Raw genomic sequence first — 19213 nt, forward strand, 5'->3', positions numbered from 1 at the left:
ACGGATTACGCGTCTTCGTCGTGCGGTGAAGACAGCTTCAGCACCCGTACCTGATCGATACGGTAGCCGTTGGCCTCGGTCACGGTGATTTGCAGCGGCGGCAGTTCAACCGTTTCGCCCACTGCCGGAATCTGCCCGTTGACGGCAATCACCAGCCCCGCCACGGTGGCGTAGTCGTGATCTTCGTCCACGAGGTTATCCAGGCCTAGCGTCTGCTGTAGCGCGTGCAAATCGGTAGTACCTTTCACCCGCCAGCCTTCGCCATCGGCCACGATTTCCGGCGTTTCATCGGCATCCGGGAATTCACCGGCAATCGCTTCCAGCACGTCCAGCGGCGTGACCAGCCCCTGCACGACGCCAAACTCGTTGGTCACCATCACAAAGCTACCGCGCGCCCGGCGCAGCACGCCCAGCAGGTTAATCGGGTCCAGCGTGTCCGGGACGATAATTGCCGGGTTGGCGGCAGCCAGCGCTAACACATCTTCACCGGCTTCCAGCGCCACCAGCAGCTCTTTGGCGCGCACAATACCGACAATTTCATCCAGTTCGCCACGGCACACCGGGAACAAGCTGTGCGGTGACGACAGCAGCTGCTGACGGATTTCATCAGCGTTCAGATCGGCATCGACCCAGCTGATTTCGCCACGCGGCGTCATGATGCTGCGTAACGAACGCGAGGCCAGCGTCAGCACGCCGTTAATCATGTAGCGTTCTTCTTCCACGAAGGCCCCTTCCGGCACCGGCACGGTCGTCGTGTGGCCTTCTTCCTGCGCGGCGCTGACCGGTTTGCGGTTGCCCATCAGGCGCAGGATGGCGTCTGCCGTGCGCGCACGCAGCGGCAGCGTCGACTGATGACGGATAAAGTTACGGCGCGCAATCTGGTTAAACAGTTCAATGATGATCGAGAAGCCAATTGCCGCGTACAGGTAGCCTTTCGGAATATGGAAGCCAAAGCCTTCAGCCACCAGGCTCAAACCGATCATCAGCAGGAAGCTCAGACAGAGCACCACGACCGTAGGATGTTCGTTCACGAATCGCGTCAGCGGTTTAGACGCCAGCAGCATCACGCCCATGGCAATCACCACGGCGGCCATCATGACCGGAAGATCGTTCACCATGCCGACGGCGGTAATCACCGCATCCAGCGAGAACACGGCATCCAGCACCACAATCTGCAGCACCACCACCCAGAAGCTGGAGTAGCCCTTACCGTGGCCTGAGTCGTGCTGGCGGTTTTCCAGCCGCTCATGCAGCTCGGTGGTCGCTTTAAACAGCAGGAACAGGCCGCCGACCAGCATAATCAGGTCGCGTCCGGAGAAACTCTGCCCCCATACGCTAAACAGCGGCGCGGTCAGCGTGACCAGCCAGGAAATAACGGAAAGCAGCCCCAGACGCATCACCAACGCCAGCGACAGACCAATAAGGCGGGCTTTATCACGTTGCTTTGGCGGCAGTTTATCGGCCAGGATGGCGATAAACACCAGGTTATCAATACCGAGAACAATTTCCAGAACGACAAGCGTCAACAATCCGGCCCAAATTGACGGGTCCATCAACAGTTCCATAAACCACTCCAACGAGAGACGTGACGAGTCATCGCTATGTCATGTTTAAGCGAGACGATACCGGGCGATAAAAAAAGGTGGCGCAGAAGGCCGGGAGGTGTGCCGCAACGGCGGTCAATGGCGAAAAGACGTCGGTGACGATCCATACTACGGGCTGATGCCCTATACTCCTGTGTAATTAAACGGAAATACAACATAGCAAAAACAATGAGCATTTTGGCAAAGATTTACGCGTCTTTGCAAAATGTAAGACAATTTTTTGCACCACAAAATAATTGCTGTCCTTTAACTAAATTACGGATCTTCATCACATTAATTATTCTTTCACTGTCTAAAATAATTCTCGGTAGTTATTGGATTTTCTCTCTAACCCTTGTCTGAATCGATTCGGTTATGGCATCGGTTCAAAATGTATCAGCCCTACTGATACACACGATAATAAAGGAGGTAGCAAGTGACGATTGCTATTGTTATAGGCACACATGGTTGGGCAGCAGAACAACTGCTGAAAACGGCAGAGATGCTGTTGGGTGAGCAGGAGAATGTTGGCTGGATCGATTTCGTGCCTGGCGAGAATGCAGAAACGTTAATCGAAAAATACAACGCGCAGCTGGCAAAGCTTGATACCAGCAAAGGCGTGTTGTTCCTTGTTGATACCTGGGGCGGTAGCCCATTCAACGCGGCTAGCCGCATTGTTGTCGACAAAGAAAACTATGAAGTGATCGCCGGCGTCAACGTTCCGATGCTGGTTGAAACCTTTATGGCGCGTGACGATAACCCAAGTTTTGATGAGCTGGTTGCGCTGGCTGTTGAAACCGGTAGCGAAGGCGTGAAAGCGCTGAAAGCGAAACCGGTAGAAAAAGCCGCGCCCGGTGCCGCACCTGCTGCACCGAAAGCCGCTGCTCCAGCGAAACCGATGGGCCCGAACGATTACATGATTATCGGTCTGGCTCGTATTGATGACCGTCTGATTCACGGTCAGGTCGCCACCCGCTGGACCAAAGAGACTAACGTGAGCCGCATTATTGTCGTCAGCGATGAAGTCGCTGCCGATACCGTGCGCAAAACGCTGCTGACTCAAGTTGCTCCTCCTGGCGTAACGGCACACGTTGTCGATGTCGCCAAAATGATCCGCGTTTACAACAACCCGAAATACGCGGGTGAACGTGTGATGCTGCTGTTCACTAACCCGACTGACGTAGAACGTATTGTGGAAGGCGGCGTGAAGGTGACCTCCGTAAACGTCGGTGGTATGGCGTTCCGCCAGGGCAAAACCCAGGTGAATAACGCGGTATCCGTTGACGAGAAAGATATCGAGGCGTTTAACAAACTGAACGCACGCGGTATCGAGCTGGAAGTCCGTAAGGTTTCAACCGATCAGCGACTGAAAATGATGGATCTGATTGCTAAAGTGCCGAAATAAGCACTCTGGCAACTTTTTAGCTTTCACACTTAAGTTTGAATTAGCAATAGGAGAAGTACAATGGAGATTACCACTCTTCAGATTGTGCTGGTGTTCATCGTCGCATGTATTGCGGGTATGGAATCGATACTCGATGAATTTCAGTTCCACCGTCCGCTGGTCGCCTGTACGCTGATCGGTATCGTTCTCGGGGATATGAAAACCGGTATTATCATCGGTGGTACCCTGGAAATGATCGCACTAGGTTGGATGAACATCGGTGCGGCGGTTGCACCAGATGCCGCTCTGGCATCTATTATTTCCACCATTCTGGTTATCGCCGGGCATCAAAGTATTGGTGCAGGTATCGCACTGGCGATTCCGCTGGCGGCAGCGGGCCAGGTACTGACCATCATCGTCCGTACCATCACCGTGGCATTCCAGCACGCAGCAGATAAAGCCGCTGAAAACGGTAACCTTACGGCGCTGTCATGGATCCACGTCTCTTCCCTGTTCCTGCAGGCGATGCGTATTGCTATCCCGGCCGTTATCGTTGCTATTTCCGTCGGTACCAGCGAAGTTCAGAGCATGCTGAACGCCATTCCGGAAGTTGTGACCAGCGGTCTGAACATCGCCGGTGGCATGATCGTGGTCGTCGGTTATGCGATGGTCATCAACATGATGCGCGCAGGCTACCTGATGCCGTTCTTCTACCTCGGCTTCGTCACTGCGGCGTTCACTGACTTCAACCTGGTTGCTTTGGGTGTGATTGGCGCCGTTATGGCCGTTCTCTACATCCAGCTTAGCCCGAAATATAACCGCGTCGCCGGTGCGCCAGCTCAGGCTGCAGGCAACAACGATCTTGATAACGAACTGGACTAACAGGTGAGCGACATGGTTGATATGACTAAAACTACCACTGAGAAAAAACTCACACCGAGTGACATTCGTGGCGTGTTCATTCGTTCTAACCTGTTTCAGGGTTCATGGAACTTCGAACGTATGCAGGCGCTGGGTTTCTGCTTCTCCATGGTTCCGGCAATTAAACGCCTGTACCCAGAGAACAACGATGCGCGCAAACAAGCCATCAAACGTCACCTGGAATTCTTCAACACCCATCCGTATGTCGCGGCGCCAGTGCTGGGCGTAACCCTGGCAATGGAAGAGCAGCGTGCGAACGGCGCAGAGATTGACGATGCGGCCATCAACGGCATCAAAGTTGGTCTGATGGGGCCGCTGGCGGGTGTCGGTGACCCGATCTTCTGGGGTACCGTTCGTCCGGTCTTCGCGGCGCTGGGTGCCGGTATCGCGATGAGCGGTAGCCTGCTTGGGCCACTGCTGTTCTTCATCCTGTTCAACCTGGTCCGTCTGGCAACCCGTTATTACGGCGTGGCTTACGGTTACCGTAAAGGTATCGATATCGTTAGCGATATGGGCGGTGGCTTCCTGCAGAAACTGACAGAGGGGGCGTCTATCCTCGGCCTGTTTGTCATGGGGGCATTGGTTAACAAATGGACGCACGTGAACATTCCGCTGGTGGTTTCAACCATCACCGGTCAGGATGGTCAAACCCGTGTGACTACCGTGCAGACTATCCTGGACCAGCTGATGCCGGGTCTGGTACCGCTGCTGCTGACCTTCGCCTGTATGTGGCTGCTGCGTAAGAAAGTCAATGCCCTGTGGATCATCGTTGGCTTCTTCGTCATCGGTATCGTGGGCTACGCTATCGGCCTGCTGGGTCTGTAATATCTGCTGTTCGCCGGGGGCCCTGTGCCCCCGGTTTTTTTATCTGGAGGCTTAATGACCGTAACGGACCTGATACTGGTACTTTTCATTCTTGCGCTGCTGGCATTCGCCATTTACGACCAGTTCATCATGCCTCGCCGTCATGGCGCTACCCTACTCTCCGTCCCGCTACTGCGCCCAGGCCGCGTAGACAGCGTGATATTCGTCGTGCTGATTGTCATTCTGGTTTATAACAACGTCACCCACCACGGCGCAATAATGACCACCTGGTTATTATGCGCGCTGGCGCTGATGGGGTTTTATCTGTTCTGGATCCGCAGCCCCAAAATTATTTTCAAAACGGAAGGCTTTTTCTTCGCCAATGCGTGGATTAAATACAGCCGCATCCAGAAAATGAATTTATCCGAGGATGGCGTACTGGTGATGCAATTAGAGCAGCGCCGTCTTCTTGTGCGGGTCAAAAATATTGATGACCTGGAAAAGATCTACAATCTTCTCATTAACAATCAATGAGTTAAAATATAGCCATCGCTATAACTGTGTTATATTCAAACAGTCGTAATATAGCGTTGGCTATGTTTATTCCGCCAAATGACTTCCTATTTTTTAACTTCTTGATTACGCAATAAATCTAAATGAAAATCGTTATCATTAAACGATGAAATATGCAATAGCAAGAGTTGTTTTATATTCTAAAAATATGTTAAGGTTGCGCCCGTCGTTGGGGAGTAGCTGATTTCCACTTGCTGGGAATGTACGTGTCAACATACTCGTTGCAAAACGTGGTGCGTACGGATTACGTCAGTAGTCAAGCGAGACCATAGACGCATTTACTGCTGATTACTGGGGGCAGGAATGTGTCGTATGGAAACTTCCCGGTCTGGACACGCTCATGAATTTAACCGCCACTATCCTCCTTGCCTTAGGCATGTCAATGGATGCATTCGCAGCATCAATTGGTAAAGGCGCAACCCTGCATAAACCTAAATTCTCTGAAGCCCTGCGCACCGGTCTTATTTTTGGTGTGATTGAAATGCTGACGCCGCTTATTGGCTGGGGGCTGGGCATGCTGGCCAGCCGCTTCGTCATGGAATGGAGCCACTGGGTCGCGTTTGTGCTGTTGGTATTCCTCGGTGGACGTATGATCGTCGAGGGCGTCCGTGGCGATGACGACGAAGAAGAAAAAGAAGCGCCGCGCCGTCACGGCTTCTGGCTACTGGTCACCACGGCCATCGCCACCAGCCTCGATGCAATGGCCGTCGGCGTAGGCCTGGCATTCCTTCAGGTCAACATCCTGGCGACCGCTTTCGCTATCGGCTGCGCCACCTTCCTGATGTCGACGCTGGGTATGATGGTAGGCCGTTTCATCGGCCCGCTGCTGGGTAAACGAGCCGAAATTCTTGGCGGGATTGTGCTGATCGCGATTGGCGCGCAGATCCTCTACGCCCACTTTATGGGTTAATCAGCCTCTCGCTGCCAGGCGTGGATGGCAAAATCCGTCTGGCAGTCAAACTGGCTGCGCTGCTTAAGTGCATCCCACACGACCGGCTTCGCCCGCCACGCAAACGGCGTCATCTGTAATAGCGTAACCGCTTCACTGCCGGTCAACGCCATCGGATAGGCCAGCGCTTCATGGCTGTGCAGCGTAAAACCCTCAATCACTTCCGAATGCGGCGCATGCAGCTGCACTTCGCTGTAGATTAATCCCTTCAGTTCGACCAGATGACGTGGGCCGGGCGTCACGGTAATGACCCACCCTCCAGGCTTCACCACGCGCTTCAGTTCCAGCGGATTACACGGGGCATAAATGCGGATCACCGCGTCCATGCAGCCGTCGGCAAACGGCAGACGCTGGCTGGAGGCGACGCAGAAATTCACCTGCGGATAACGCTTCGCGCCGTAGCGAACCGCCGTTTTCGACACATCGAGCCCCCACGTTTCCTGCGCTTCAGCGGCGAACGCGTGGGTGTAGTAGCCTTCACCACAGCCGATATCCAGTACCTGCCGCGGCGCAATCATGCGTAGCTTATCGCAAACGGCATCGCGCAGCGGCTGATAGTGCCCGGCATCGAGAAACGCGCGTCGCGCCTGCATCATCTCAGCGCTGTCGCCCGGATCGCGGGAGCGCTTATGCTGGACCGGCAGGAGGTTGACGTAGCCCTCTTTCGCCCGGTCAAACTGGTGGTGCTGCGGGCAAAGGTAACTATTGCCGCTGCGCGTGAGCGGCGCGTGGCAGAGCGGACAACTGTAGGACATAGCAACTCCGGCTTGATAACAAAGGGCGAAGTGTACCGCTATTCTGGCAGCGGCGGAAGGTAAAGCGAGGGGGAAATCGCAGGGGGTATAAATGATAAAGCCCCGCAATTGCGAGGCTTTATGTCTGATAATGTTGCGCTTGCGCGCCGCAAGATCAGTGGTCGTCGAATCAGATAGCGGTTACGTTAACAGCCGCTGGGCCTTTCTGGCCGTCCTGAATTTCGAACTCAACGTTCTGACCTTCAGCCAGAGTTTTGAAGCCGTTACCCTGGATTGCAGAGAAGTGTACGAATACATCTTTGCTGCCGTCAGCCGGAGTAATGAAACCAAAACCTTTAGACTCGTTGAACCACTTAACTTGACCTTTAATCTTTGCCATTTGCAAAATTCCTTAGAGTGTTTTCTGCGCCCGCAGGCGTTTTCATAGATAAAACTGAGACATGACTGCATGAGGCACTAATATAAGGTTCGGCAGAGAAGCGGTATCAACGTCAACGTGTTTACTCAGAACTTCTTTACTGATAATGCCATACATAAACAGAACTGTACCTCGTTTAACCCAAAACGTGTTATCACATACAACGTAAATAATGGCAAGCCATTTTTAAACGCGAGTCGATCGGCCGCACAAATCCCAACAAATCATTTGCTCACCGGCGCTTTTCCACCGACAAGAATGCGCTGCAGGTCTTTGCCAGACAGCCTGATACGTGACCTAGCCTACGGTAACGTAAGACTTTTTTAACATAGACCAACTTTTATCCTGCGTCCAGATTTTGCCTACCGCTTCATAAAAAATTTATATCGTTAGATTATTTTCGCTATAACTTTCTTGCCCGCCGGTTTACCGGCTAGTTATAAGGCGTTCTTCTGTTGCCGCCCCTTCTCAGGACGTACTGCTTAATTGCGCTAACTATATTGCACCAAAATAATGATCGTTTCGTGACATTGCTTCATGATTAGGCAATAAAAACGTTTCGCTATTATGATTTGCATTATGCAAGCCGGGATTGCCTGGTTATTAAGCGACGCTACAACATTAATACCATCGATAATAATGTTGAGTTAAATAGAAAACATCAATGAATGATAAATAACAACAACATAAGGTTAGATCTTCAGCAGGAGGAATATCGGTGAAGCGCGCTCAACCACGTTTGCGCAAAATCATGCCAACGGCGCGCAAAGGTGACGAACAGTGATGGGGGGATGGAGTACGCACCGCTTTGGTGCAGCGCGTTGCGGTCCGGCAGCCCATTGCAGGCTGCGCGGTGTCATCACGCAAAGTGTTTATCGCTCGGCAACCAGGCGAATAAAATCATCTTTGTCGTCTTCTTCTACTTCTTCAGCTTTTGGCGCGTCTTCTTCTTTCTTCTCGGGCTCGTTTGCTTCGCACAGACGACGCAGCAGCGCATTCTGGCGCTTTTGCTGATCGAGCAGCGATTCAAGGAGTTCGATTTGCTCGTTAGCGCGGGAGCTGGCGCGGTTCACAAAGAACCACAGAACCAGGCCGACTAACAGCAGCAGGAAGGATAACGCCAGAGATGCCAGATTTAATGCCCCAGAACTTACAAGATCACTCATTTTACCACCTCAAAAGGAACGATCTATTCTACCACTCACATTACGGAAGGAAATGCTGCCGGCAAAAATGTTTTACCAGGGTATAAACCGGTTAATGCTGCAAATTCCGCTGAAAAACTGAACGTCCTGATCGCACATCACGTTGATCATCTGTGTCCAGAGCAGCAGGCAGGCGGCAATCACGAGTATCAGTAATACCCACCGAAACTTTTTCACTCCACTCTCCGCATGAATTCTTATTCAGATACAACCAAATTAGCATGCTAACCTTAAACCGCGGCTAACTGTAATGGCATCTCGTGCTTTTAGGAATCATAGACTTGTATCAATGCGTTATCACGTTACGGTAGTATTGATGATAGATATAATAGAAGAGGAATGTTTATGCGCTTGTTAATCAGAACCATCGTTTGCCTGGTCATTATCGCGATTGGGGTTCTTTTGAGCGGCTACGGCGTGCTGGCGGGAAGCCAGAAGACCGCCGGTGGGTTAGGACTACAGTGTAAATATCTGACCGCAGAGGGATTTAGCACCGCATTTTATTTGCACGGTGACAACGGCGTTGTCGGCCGTCCGAGCTGCCCGCTGCTGCGCAAAAGCGTTAGCGTCGTCGATCAAGGCTAACGCCAGACGTAAAAAAACCGGCTTTTTGCCTGATACCTGTCAGTTAAGCTAAATTCGTAGGTCGGATAAGCAAAGCACCCTCCGGCACACTGCGCTGATTGCCGGATGGCAGCGTAAACGCCTTATCCGGCCGACGGTTCCAGCTTCTGAATTCAACGCCTTAACTGACCAGCATTAGGCTATTTGCCGGTTTTTTTTCATTTCACCATCAGAATGGGTAATCGTTATAACCCATTTGTTCGGAAATTTTACGCGCCGCAGTATGCAACATCTCGACATACTCATGCAGACGTTCTTCAGAGAAACGTAGCGTCGGGAACGAGATACTCAGCCCGGCGATGACCACGCCAAAACGGTCGAATACCGGCACACCGATACAGCGCAGCCCTTCTTCCTGCTCTTCGTTATCTTCACCGTAGCCCTGCTTGCGCACCTGCTCGAGCACGGTAATCAGCTCGTCGGTATTCGCAATCGTACGCTCGGTACTGCACTTATACTCCACGCCTTCAAGAATCTGACGCACTTCAGCCGTATCGCGCCAGGCCAGCAGCACTTTCCCGATTGCCGTACTGTACAGCGGGTTACGACGACCGACGCGGGAATACATACGCAGGTTATACATGGAGTCGATTTTGTGAATGTAGACAATGCTGTCTTCATCCAGCGCGCCCAGGTGGATGGTCTCTTTCGTCAGACGAGAGAGTTCACGCATCTGGATGTCGGCACTGCGGATCAGGTCGACGTTTTGCAGCGCACGTGCGCCAAGCTCAAACAGCTTCAGGGTCAGCGAATACTTCTCGGACTCCCCTTCCTGGGCAACGTAGCCCAACGATTTCATGGTTTGCAAAAAGCGATAAACGGTGCTTTTCGACATCATGACGCGCTGCGAAAGTTCAGTAATGCCAATCTCGCGTTCTTCGCCAAGTGCCTGCAGGATACCAAATACCTTTAGTACCGAAGAGACAGAATCTGGCTGTTTGTCCAAATCTGCTGCTGACATTTATCACCTCATCGCAACTGTTTTATAAATATTAGAACCGGTTTTTATTATAATTTCGCAAGGCCGCCGTAGCAATGAAACTTCTGTGACCTGGTTACAAATCTTCGACATTCAATTGATTAATCAATGCTAGAATCATTCTCCGGTTAATAATTTCATCATAAACAAATTCCCACATGACTAAAAACATGATTGATGGCCTGCCGTTGCCTCAGCGCTACGGTGCCATTTTGACGATTGTCATCGGCATTACGATGGCCGTTCTCGACGGAGCCATCGCCAACGTTGCGCTGCCGACCATCGCCAGCGACCTGAACGCGTCGCCCGCAGCGTCCATCTGGATCGTGAATGCCTATCAAATTGCTATCGTCATCTCCCTGCTGTCTCTTTCTTTTCTTGGCGATATGATTGGCTATCACCGTATCTATAAAGCAGGGCTGGTCGTTTTCACCCTCACCTCGCTGCTGTGCGCGTTCTCGCATTCGCTGGAAATGCTGACCCTCGCGCGTATCGCTCAGGGCTTTGGCGGCGCAGCGCTGATGAGCGTCAACACGGCATTAATTCGTCTGATTTACCCGCAGCGCCAGCTTGGGCGCGGGATGGGAATCAACTCATTTGTCGTGGCGGTATCCTCGGCGGCAGGCCCGACGATTGCCGCCGCAATTCTATCGCTGGCCTCCTGGCAGTGGCTGTTTCTGATTAACGTACCGCTCGGCATTATTGCCTGGCTGTTAGCCGTACGCTTCCTGCCATCAAATGCCAGCCACAGCGATAAACCGCGTTTCGATCTGCCGAGCGCAGTCATAAATGCACTGACCTTCGGCCTGTTGATTACCGCACTCAGTAGCTTTGCCCAGGGGCAGTCGACCACGCTGGTGCTGGCCGAAGTGGTCGCGCTGCTGGTCATTGGCTTCTTCTTCGTTCGCCGCCAGCTGCGCCTCCCGGTGCCGCTGCTGCCGGTTGATCTGCTGCGTATTCCGCTGTTTTCGCTGTCAATCTGCACATCGATATGTTCGTTCTGTGCGCAAATGCTGGCGCTGGTCTCCCTGCCGTTCTTTTTACAGACCGTTGTCGGGCGTAGCGAAGTGGAAACCGGTCTGCTGTTAACGCCATGGCCGCTGGCTACCATGGTAATGGCCCCGCTGGCGGGCTATCTGATTGAGCGGGTTCACGCGGGGCTGCTTGGGGCGTTAGGGATGGGGGTGATGGCCTGTGGGCTGTTTGCGCTGGCGCTGCTGCCCACATCGCCGAGCGACCTCGATATCATCTGGCGTATGCTGCTGTGTGGCGCAGGCTTTGGTCTGTTCCAGTCGCCCAACAACCACACGATTATCGCTTCCGCGCCGCGCAACCGCAGCGGCGGCGCCAGCGGCATGCTGGGCACTGCTCGGCTGCTTGGTCAGAGCACCGGCGCCGCGCTGGTTGCACTGATGTTTAACCTCTTTGGCAACGGCGGCACCCACGTCTCTTTGCTGCTGGCAGGCGCGCTCGCGGTCATTGCTACGCTGTTCAGCGGCCTGCGCGTAACGCAGCCGCGCGCCCAAAGCTAACCCGCATTATCCAGACGATACCCGCCGCCGACCTAACAGGCCGGTATCGTCCACCGCCTCCAGCAGATTATTTTTGAAGATAAACAGGCAGGCCTCATTAAAGTTCTCCACGCCAAGACGCTCAGACAGTTCTGTTCGCTGACGATAAAGTCCCCGTGCCGACGTATTTAACGCATCGGCCACCTCCTCCATGGTTCTCCCGGCCATTAAAAGACGCAGCATGCGCTTTTCGCAAGCGCTGAGCGCTAGGTTCTCTAACCAGACCGGCGTCAAACGACGGCTTTTCATATTTAACAGCAGCGTAAACAGCGCGGCCGTATCCGTCGGCGCGAGTAGGCTGTGTAAAAATACCTTCATATTTAGCATCTCGGCTTCACGATAGCGCATATCCAGCATGATACAGGAGATCGGTTTTTTCGAGCGCATAGCATCAAGGATCAGATAGTCATAGCAGTGGAGCGGCGACCGGCTATCAATCAATACTGAATACTCATCGGCACCACCATCAAATACCTTACGGTCGATCGAATCTAACTGGATAATATCAGGAAACAACAGTTCAATGCCTCTGACGAGGTAGCTGTCTTGCGTGACGAGCAGTATAGATGTTGCCACAAATCATCCCTTATACATTAAAGCAGGAACATCCTTTCAGGAGAAAAGACAACCTCCATTGCATGGCTTATTATAATGGTGACAAACGCGATTAATTTGATTCCCTCTTTCCGTCATATCAAGCACACACCACCTGCAGCACAGTAATGACGAGTCGTAATTATAATTAAAAAACAACCACAGAAAAGATGCTGATTATAAGATTAAGATTTTTTGTCATAAAACGTCCTAAATATTAGCGGATAAAATGTCTTTTTCTTCGACGAGACGCGTATGACACAACGACAAAAATTAATACTTAAAAACCAACAAAATAGATCATTATCAATAGTTTAAAAATAAAAAACATGCTGAGATAAATCATAAGATTGCAGCCATCTACAGATAAATCCTAAAATATAGCAGCCATTTGTCGTATATTTATCGCCAAACATATCAGGTGTATATTAGCGTTCACACGGCCCGATCACGAGGAAAATTCATTATTACCTAAAGGTAAGTTAGACACTGCAAAAGAACAATCGCGTCATCACCATTATTACCTTTCCCTGAATCAGGATTGAAAGGCAGCCACGTTTTGTCATGGACTCTGGATACAGCCATGGTAAATAGATATGGATAGTTCGTTTCAACACAATAAAGCGCACGGTTATCTCAACTCGGCATTATCGCTTTCAGTTAGCCTGATATTACTCATTCCGAATCTGGTTCACGGCGCTGAATCCATATATGAACAAAAGATTCAGCAGGCAGGTAACGGTAATTATCGGCCATTTCTTATTTACGTTCAGCGCTATCAGCAGCATCGCGCCTTAAATGCCGAGCAGGTGGCCGACTGGTTACAGGTTGCATTATGGGCCGGAGACGACCGGGACGTCATTCACCTCTGGCAGCGCTATCAGGTGTATATGCCGCTGCCAGCGCGCGGGCTTGCGGCCGCGGCGCAGGCCGCCCGAAACCTTCAGCAGTGGCAAACGGCACTATTGCTATGGCAGCAGGCGCTGACGCTGGCACCCAATAAGGATGACTACCGTATTGGTTACATCAAAACGCTGGCCGACGCCCGTCAGGATACCCTGGCGCTGGAAGCCGCGCGCGGTTTGCTCGCCGAAAGCCCTACCCCAGCGCATCGGCAAACGCTCGCCTATGTGTATCAACAGCAGGGAAAAGAGTGGGATCGGCTGTTAAACGATACCCTCGCGCTCACCCAGAACTCCCGTGATAGCGCGTTGCTTAGCGAATGGGTAACGGCATTAAGCCGCAACCGCGTTGATACGCCCGCGCAAAGACATGCTTCTGAAGCGAAGCTTTCGCCTGCCCAACAACGGCAATTGGATCTCAACGCGGTGGCTGAAATCGTGCGTCTTGCCGTGCTCCCTACGCGTACTGAGCGCGAGCGCTACCATCTGGCACAGCAGGCGCTCAGCCGCTACGAGGCGCTGCTAACACGCTGGAAAAATAATCCTGACGCGCAGATGGACATTCTACGTGCCCGTATCGACCGGCTTGGCGCACTCTACGCCAATGCCGATTACCCGGGAGTTACCCATGAATATCTTGCGCTGGCCGCCGCACATCAGGCCATCCCCGACTGGGCCATCGGCTGGGTCATTTCGGCCTATCTGGAACAACAAGATGTCGCCGCCGCCCAGACGCTTCTCGCCCGGTACCCCGGTTATGTCCCGGATGCGGAGGATGAGCAAAACGAACTGTTCTTCGCTTTACTGGATACCGGTCAATACCCTGCTGCGCGGCAATACGTGGACCGCGTCATGCAACATGCCCCTTGGGCTCGCTATAACCCCGGCGATCCCAGCGCGCAGCCTAATGACCTCTGGCTTATCGGCCAATCGCTCAACGTCCAGTATCTGACGGCAAGCAACGCGCTGGCGCAGGCACAAACCCTTGCCCGGCAGTTGGCCGATTCCGCACCGGGGAATCAGGGTTTGCAGATTGATTACGCCGCCGTATTGCAGGCCCGCGGCCAACCCAGAAGCGCCGAACGCAGGCTCAAAATGGCTGAAGCGCTGGAGCCGACCAATATTGCGCTGGAAAGCCAGCAGGCCTACATCGCCATGGATCTGCATGAGTGGCGACAGATGGATTTACTGACGGATGATGTTATCGCCCGTACGCCAAAAGATCGCAGCACACAAAAGCTGGCGAGGATGCGCGATATTCAGCATTTTTCCGAGCTGCGCGTTAACGCCACTAAAGGGCTGTATTCCGACAACCCGATCAGCGGCTCCCGCGATCTGTCCTGGGATGCCACGCTCTACGGCCCGCCCATGGCGGACAGCTGGCGGCCTTTTGCGGGCACCCGCTTTGCGCAAGGCCATTTTGATGAAGGTAACGGTTCTGCCCATCACCTGTTTGGCGGCCTGGAGTGGCGGCCACGCGATTTTAGGGGAGAAATCGAGCTCTCCAGCAACCACTTTCACGGAGGCAGCAAGCCCGGCGGACGTATTATCGGCGAGTATCGCCCCGTCGATAGCTGGCAGTTTGGCGGCGAACTGGAGCGTATCTCGCGCTCCACGCCGCTGCGGGCGCTGCGCAATGGCATCAGCGCTAATCGGGCTGCCGCTTCGGTGCACTGGTATCAGAACGAGCAGCGTAACTATCGCCTCAGCGCCGCTTACAGTGATTTCTCTGACGGTAACCGTCGACAGGAATACAACATAACCGGCGAAGAGCGGATATGGCAGCGGCCTTCAATGACGCTCACCCTCGGGCCAGAAATATCCACCAGCACCAACAGCCGTGCAGACACGCTGTATTACAACCCTTCCAGGGATCTCGCTACGGCGGCTTCGCTGACCCTTGACCACGAGATGTATCGACATTACGACACGCTCTGGAGCCAACAAATCCTCGCTGGCGGCGGCGTTTACTGGCAGAAGCAACAATCCCCTGGCGCTATCACTCTCCTCGGCTACGGGCAGCGTATCCAGTGGAATAACGTTCTCGATACCGGGCTGATGCTCAATTGGGATAAACGCCCTTACGATGGCAAACGGGAAAGCAATCTCGCCGTCACCTTTGATGCAACTTTACGGTTTTAAGGATGAATATGCTGAATATACGTCTCCGTATCAGCCTGGTAGCCCTCGGCTGGCTATGCCTGAGCGCAGCCGTCTGCGCTCAAGCGGTACCGTTTATCGCCCCACAGGATCGCTCCCCGCTGGCTGCCAGCCAGCCGTGGCCGAAAAATCATTTTCTGGTGCTGGGTTATCACGACGTTGAAGATGATGTTGCCGATCAGCGTTATCTGGCCGTTCGCACCAGCGCGCTCAATGAACAGATAAGCTGGCTGCTGCACAACGGTTATCACGCCGTCAGCGTGCAGGATATTATCGATGCGCACGCATCGCGCAAGACATTGCCGCCGAAGGCTTTCTTACTGAGCTTCGATGATGGATACAGCAGCTTTTACACCCGCGTCTGGCCTCTGCTGAAGGCATGGAACGTCCCCGCACTATGGGCACCTGTCGGTAGCTGGGTGGATACGCCCGCCGGGCAGAAGGTCAATTTCGGCGGGTTGATGACGCCGCGCGATCGCTTCGCCACCTGGCAGATGGTGCAAGAAGTGAGCCGTTCATCATTGGTTGAAGTGGGGGCGCATACCTGGGCCTCACATTACGGTCTTCCGGCTAACCCGCAGGGAAGCCTGGAACCGGCGATTGCCAATCGGTTTTACGATCGGAAAAGCGGCCGCTATGAAACCGACCAACAATTCACCCAGCGCATTAGCGAGGACGTGCGCAAAGTGACCGAGAAAATCAGCTCGGTGACGGGAAAAGCGCCGCGTGCCTGGGTTTGGCCTTACGGCGAAGCCAACGGCGTCACGCTGGCAATAGCTAAAAAACAGGGGTATCAACTGGCCTTTACGCTGGCCGACGGCCTTGGCGATGCACGCAATATCGACAACATTCCGCGCATGCTGATTTCAGGAAACCCCTCGCTGAAAGCCTTTGCCAGCATGGTTACGCAGGCGCAGGAACCGGAGGTGGTGCGAGTGATGCACGTCGACCTCGACTATCTCTACGACCCGGATATTGCCCAGCAAACCCGGAATATCGACAGGCTGGTGCAGCGGGTCTACGACATGAAAATCAGCCACGTTTTTTTACAGGCGTTTTCCGATCCGCAGGGCGATGGCAACGTGAAAGCGCTCTATTTCCCGAATCGCTGGCTCCCCGTGCGGGCCGATCTGTTTAACTTCGTCTCCTGGCAGCTTCAGACTCGTGGCAGGGTTAAGGTGTTCGCCTGGATGCCGGTGCTGGCCTTCAACCTCGCGCCCCACCTTCCCCGCGTACAGCGCTGGGATCCGCAGAGCGGTCGCACGCTGACGGCCACTGAGCCTTATATCAGGCTGTCACCGTGGAACACGCAGGCGCGCCGCCAGATAACGGATCTCTACGAAGACCTGGCCCGCTACGCTCCGTTCAACGGCATTCTGTTCCACGATGATGCGGTGTTAAGTGATTTTGAGGATGCCGGACCGGAAGCCCTCAGCGCATGGCGACAAACCGGTTCAACCACCGCTATCGCGGAGATGGCGCACAGCCCCGCCGCACAAGAAGCGTGGACCCGTTTCAAAAGTCAGGCGCTCACCACCTTCACGCTTCAGTTAAGCCAGGCCACGCAGCGCATTCGCGGTCCACAGATACAGACCGCGCGTAATATTTTTGCCCTACCGTTGCTTGAACCGAAAAGCGAAACCTGGTTTGCCCAGAATCTTGACGATTTTCTTGCCGCCTATGACTGGACGGTACCCATGGCCATGCCGCTGATGGAGTCAATTTCGCCCGCACAAAGCCATGCCTGGCTGTCGCAGTTGGTACGCACGGTGGCAGCACGCCCTGGCGCGCTGAACAAAACCATTTTCGAACTGCAGGCCAAAGACTGGAACCAACGACAGCAAAACGCCGTTCCTGACGCCCTACTGGTGAAGTGGATGCAGGTGCTTCAGCTCAACGGCGTGAAAAACTATGGCTATTACCCCGACGATTTCATTAATAACCAGCCCGATATTTCTCATATTCGGCCCGCGTTCTCTTCGTACTGGTACCCAAACAATGACTGATCGCCTTATTGCTTTTTGTATTTTAGGACTGGTATTGGGTCTGCCGCTGGGCGTCGCGGCCATTTTTACCGGTGAACTGATTCTCGATTTCGTCTTCTTCTGGCCGCTGTTTATGTCCGTACTGTGGGTGACCGGCGGCCTTTACTTCTGGTTCCAGCTCGAACGTCACTGGCCGTGGAGTGATGAAATGCCGCCGCCCGAACTCAGCGGCGAGCCGCTGATATCTATTCTGATTCCCTGTTTTAACGAAGGGAAAAATGCGCGAGAAACCATCGCCGCCGCGCTGGCGCAGCGGTATCGGCACATTGAGGTGATCGCCATCAACGACGGTTCATCTGATAACACCGCCGAGGTGCTTGAGCAGCTTGCGCACGAGCAGCCGCACCTGCGGGTCATTCATCTGGCAGAAAATCAGGGTAAGGCCGTGGCGCTAAAAGCCGGTGCAGCGGCGGCCAGAGGCGATCTGCTGGTGTGTATCGACGGCGATGCGCTGCTCGACCGCGATACGGCGGCCTATCTGGTCGCCCCGCTGATTCAGTATCCGCACGTTGGCGCGGTCACCGGCAATCCGCGAATTCGCACGCGATCTACGCTGATTGGCCGCATTCAGGTTGGCGAGTTTTCCTCCATTATCGGTCTTATCAAGCGAACGCAGCGCATATATGGCCGGGTATTTACCGTATCCGGCGTCATTGCGGCTTTCCGCCGACAGGCGCTGGCCGACGTCGGCTACTGGAGCCCCGATATGATCACCGAGGACATCGATATCAGCTGGAAACTACAGCTACGCCATTGGGACATTTTTTTTGAACCACGCGCGTTGTGCTGGATCCTGATGCCCGAAACGCTAAAAGGACTTTGGAAGCAGCGGCTACGCTGGGCGCAGGGCGGCGCAGAGGTTTTCTGGGTCAACCTGCGCAAGTTATTTTATTGGGAACACCACCGCATGTGGCCGCTATTTGCAGAATACACGCTCTCTACGCTGTGGGCTTTCGCCTACGCGGTGACGGTGCTGCTGTTTGTGCTCAGCTACCTTGCGCCGCTTCCGGAAAATCTGGCCGTCAAAAGCCTGTTTCCACCGGAGTTCACCGGACTGCTGCTGGGGGTGATGTGTCTGCTGCAGTTCGCCGTCAGCCTGTTTATCGAACGTCGCTATGAAAAACAGGTTGCAACCTCCCTGTTCTGGGTTATCTGGTTTCCGATGGTGTACTGGATGATAGGCATGCTCACCACTGTCGTCGCGTTCCCCAAAGTCATGCTGAAACGCCAGCGCGCCCGTGCACGCTGGGTGAGTCCCGATCGTGGAAAAGGAAGAATGTCATGAGCGAGCATTGCGTTATCTTAACCGAACACCGCCTGCTGCCCCGCTGCTTTGATGCAGTATTAACGTTGATCGCCTGGTGTGGCTTTCTGTTTTTCCTTTATGTCAATCTGGTGATGAAGCTGACGGAAAGCAGCGGTCAGCGCTGGGATACCGCCATCGAAGCATTCAATACGCTGCTGGTGTACCTGCTGATTGCCGTCGCCAACGGCTGGCTATTGATTATCTGGTATCAGTACAACCGCCGACGAACGCATGCCCGACGTCATGCTCGCCTGGCGTCGCTGGAGAATGACGAACTTGCCAGGAGCTTTAATATTGCGCCGCAGATGATTTCGGAGCTGAGCCAGTACAACCTGCTTACGGTCTATCACGATAACATCGGCCGGATTATTGATTTAAAGGCAGAGCCGCCGCAAAACCGCGGCTAAAAAAAAGCCAGCCCGTGACTGACGGGCTGGCTT

Annotated in this window: 18 protein-coding genes and 1 pseudogene; 11 read left to right on the forward strand and 8 right to left on the reverse strand. The window is 53.6% G+C overall.

Annotated features, from left to right (window positions below):
• Positions 1-5 precede the first annotated feature (5 nt).
• Entirely contained in the window at positions 6-1565 is a 1560-nt protein-coding gene (gene yoaE, locus H7R76_RS12905; RefSeq protein ID WP_106927693.1) for a CNNM family cation transport protein YoaE, read from the reverse strand.
• A 454-nt stretch (positions 1566-2019) separates the two neighbouring features.
• Between yoaE and manX the strand changes: the two genes are divergently transcribed.
• From manX to mntP, 5 genes are all read left to right on the forward strand, one after another.
• A complete protein-coding gene (manX, locus tag H7R76_RS12910; RefSeq protein WP_182965395.1) occupies positions 2020-2988 on the forward strand; it encodes a PTS mannose transporter subunit IIAB in 969 nt (322 codons plus the stop codon).
• Positions 2989-3048: 60 nt separating this feature from the next.
• Positions 3049-3849, forward strand: a complete 801-nt coding sequence (gene manY, locus H7R76_RS12915; RefSeq protein WP_106927697.1) for a PTS mannose transporter subunit IIC — start codon at positions 3049-3051, stop codon at positions 3847-3849.
• A 12-nt stretch (positions 3850-3861) separates the two neighbouring features.
• Positions 3862-4713, forward strand: a complete 852-nt coding sequence (locus tag H7R76_RS12920; RefSeq protein WP_181358014.1) for a PTS mannose transporter subunit IID — start codon at positions 3862-3864, stop codon at positions 4711-4713.
• 54 nt (positions 4714-4767) lie between these two features.
• Complete coding sequence (locus tag H7R76_RS12925) at positions 4768-5226, forward strand: DUF986 family protein (protein WP_106927701.1); 459 nt, start codon at positions 4768-4770, stop codon at positions 5224-5226.
• A 379-nt stretch (positions 5227-5605) separates the two neighbouring features.
• The gene (gene mntP, locus H7R76_RS12930) at positions 5606-6175 is read left to right on the forward strand and encodes a manganese efflux pump MntP (RefSeq protein WP_106927703.1); all 570 of its coding nucleotides are present in this window, start codon (positions 5606-5608) and stop codon (positions 6173-6175) included.
• On the opposite strand, the gene rlmA is transcribed toward mntP, so the two are convergent.
• The 5 genes and pseudogenes from rlmA to mgrB all read right to left on the reverse strand — a co-directional run bounded on the left by rlmA (position 6172) and on the right by mgrB (position 8769).
• Entirely contained in the window at positions 6172-6969 is a 798-nt protein-coding gene (gene rlmA / locus H7R76_RS12935) for a 23S rRNA (guanine(745)-N(1))-methyltransferase (protein WP_182965397.1), read from the reverse strand. The two genes, mntP and rlmA, sit on opposite strands and share 4 nt — an antisense overlap.
• Before the next feature lie 169 nt (positions 6970-7138).
• Positions 7139-7348 carry a transcription antiterminator/RNA stability regulator CspE gene (gene cspE, locus H7R76_RS12940; RefSeq protein WP_001062678.1) on the reverse strand — a complete coding sequence of 70 codons (210 nt, stop codon included), beginning with the start codon at positions 7346-7348 and terminating at the stop codon, positions 7139-7141.
• 12 nt (positions 7349-7360) lie between these two features.
• Positions 7361-7504: pseudogene (locus tag H7R76_RS12945) on the reverse strand (DUF2627 domain-containing protein).
• 755 nt (positions 7505-8259) lie between these two features.
• The gene (locus H7R76_RS12950; RefSeq protein ID WP_106927709.1) at positions 8260-8553 is read right to left on the reverse strand and encodes a YebO family protein; all 294 of its coding nucleotides are present in this window, start codon (positions 8551-8553) and stop codon (positions 8260-8262) included.
• A 72-nt stretch (positions 8554-8625) separates the two neighbouring features.
• Positions 8626-8769, reverse strand: a complete 144-nt coding sequence (mgrB, locus tag H7R76_RS12955) for a PhoP/PhoQ regulatory lipoprotein MgrB (RefSeq protein WP_035891646.1) — start codon at positions 8767-8769, stop codon at positions 8626-8628.
• Between the two features lie 168 nt (positions 8770-8937).
• Here mgrB and H7R76_RS12960 point away from each other — a divergent pair, with 168 nt between their 5' ends.
• Positions 8938-9177, forward strand: coding sequence for a YobH family protein (locus H7R76_RS12960; RefSeq protein WP_106927711.1), 240 nt, complete (start codon positions 8938-8940; stop codon positions 9175-9177).
• Positions 9178-9385: 208 nt separating this feature from the next.
• On the opposite strand, the gene kdgR is transcribed toward H7R76_RS12960, so the two are convergent.
• Positions 9386-10177: a DNA-binding transcriptional regulator KdgR gene (gene kdgR / locus H7R76_RS12965; protein ID WP_064544768.1), complete on the reverse strand. Its 792-nt coding sequence runs from the start codon at positions 10175-10177 to the stop codon at positions 9386-9388.
• Between the two features lie 176 nt (positions 10178-10353).
• On the opposite strand from kdgR, the gene H7R76_RS12970 reads away from it, so the two are divergent.
• Positions 10354-11727, forward strand: coding sequence for an MFS transporter (locus tag H7R76_RS12970; RefSeq protein WP_182965399.1), 1374 nt, complete (start codon positions 10354-10356; stop codon positions 11725-11727).
• 6 nt (positions 11728-11733) lie between these two features.
• Here the strand turns inward: H7R76_RS12970 and H7R76_RS12975 are convergent, their stop codons facing one another.
• Positions 11734-12342 (reverse strand): helix-turn-helix transcriptional regulator, encoded by a 609-nt coding sequence (locus H7R76_RS12975; RefSeq protein WP_106927714.1) that lies wholly within the window; start codon positions 12340-12342, stop codon positions 11734-11736.
• 614 nt (positions 12343-12956) lie between these two features.
• On the opposite strand from H7R76_RS12975, the gene pgaA reads away from it, so the two are divergent.
• Genes pgaA through pgaD form a run of 4 tightly spaced genes read left to right on the forward strand, consistent with a single transcriptional unit; the run spans position 12957 to position 19180 of the window.
• The gene (gene pgaA / locus H7R76_RS12980) at positions 12957-15404 is read left to right on the forward strand and encodes a poly-beta-1,6 N-acetyl-D-glucosamine export porin PgaA (protein WP_182965401.1); all 2448 of its coding nucleotides are present in this window, start codon (positions 12957-12959) and stop codon (positions 15402-15404) included.
• Between the two features lie 8 nt (positions 15405-15412).
• Positions 15413-17428 carry a poly-beta-1,6-N-acetyl-D-glucosamine N-deacetylase PgaB gene (gene pgaB / locus H7R76_RS12985; protein ID WP_227673903.1) on the forward strand — a complete coding sequence of 672 codons (2016 nt, stop codon included), beginning with the start codon at positions 15413-15415 and terminating at the stop codon, positions 17426-17428.
• The gene (gene pgaC / locus H7R76_RS12990) at positions 17421-18752 is read left to right on the forward strand and encodes a poly-beta-1,6-N-acetyl-D-glucosamine synthase (protein ID WP_182965405.1); all 1332 of its coding nucleotides are present in this window, start codon (positions 17421-17423) and stop codon (positions 18750-18752) included. Before pgaB ends, pgaC begins: the two co-directional genes overlap by 8 nt.
• Positions 18749-19180, forward strand: a complete 432-nt coding sequence (pgaD, locus tag H7R76_RS12995) for a poly-beta-1,6-N-acetyl-D-glucosamine biosynthesis protein PgaD (RefSeq protein ID WP_106927722.1) — start codon at positions 18749-18751, stop codon at positions 19178-19180. Before pgaC ends, pgaD begins: the two co-directional genes overlap by 4 nt.
• Positions 19181-19213 lie beyond the last annotated feature (33 nt).

It is taken from the genome of Klebsiella sp. WP8-S18-ESBL-06 (genome assembly GCF_014169755.1).
In the GTDB taxonomy this organism is placed as follows: domain Bacteria; phylum Pseudomonadota; class Gammaproteobacteria; order Enterobacterales; family Enterobacteriaceae; genus Kluyvera; species Kluyvera ascorbata_B.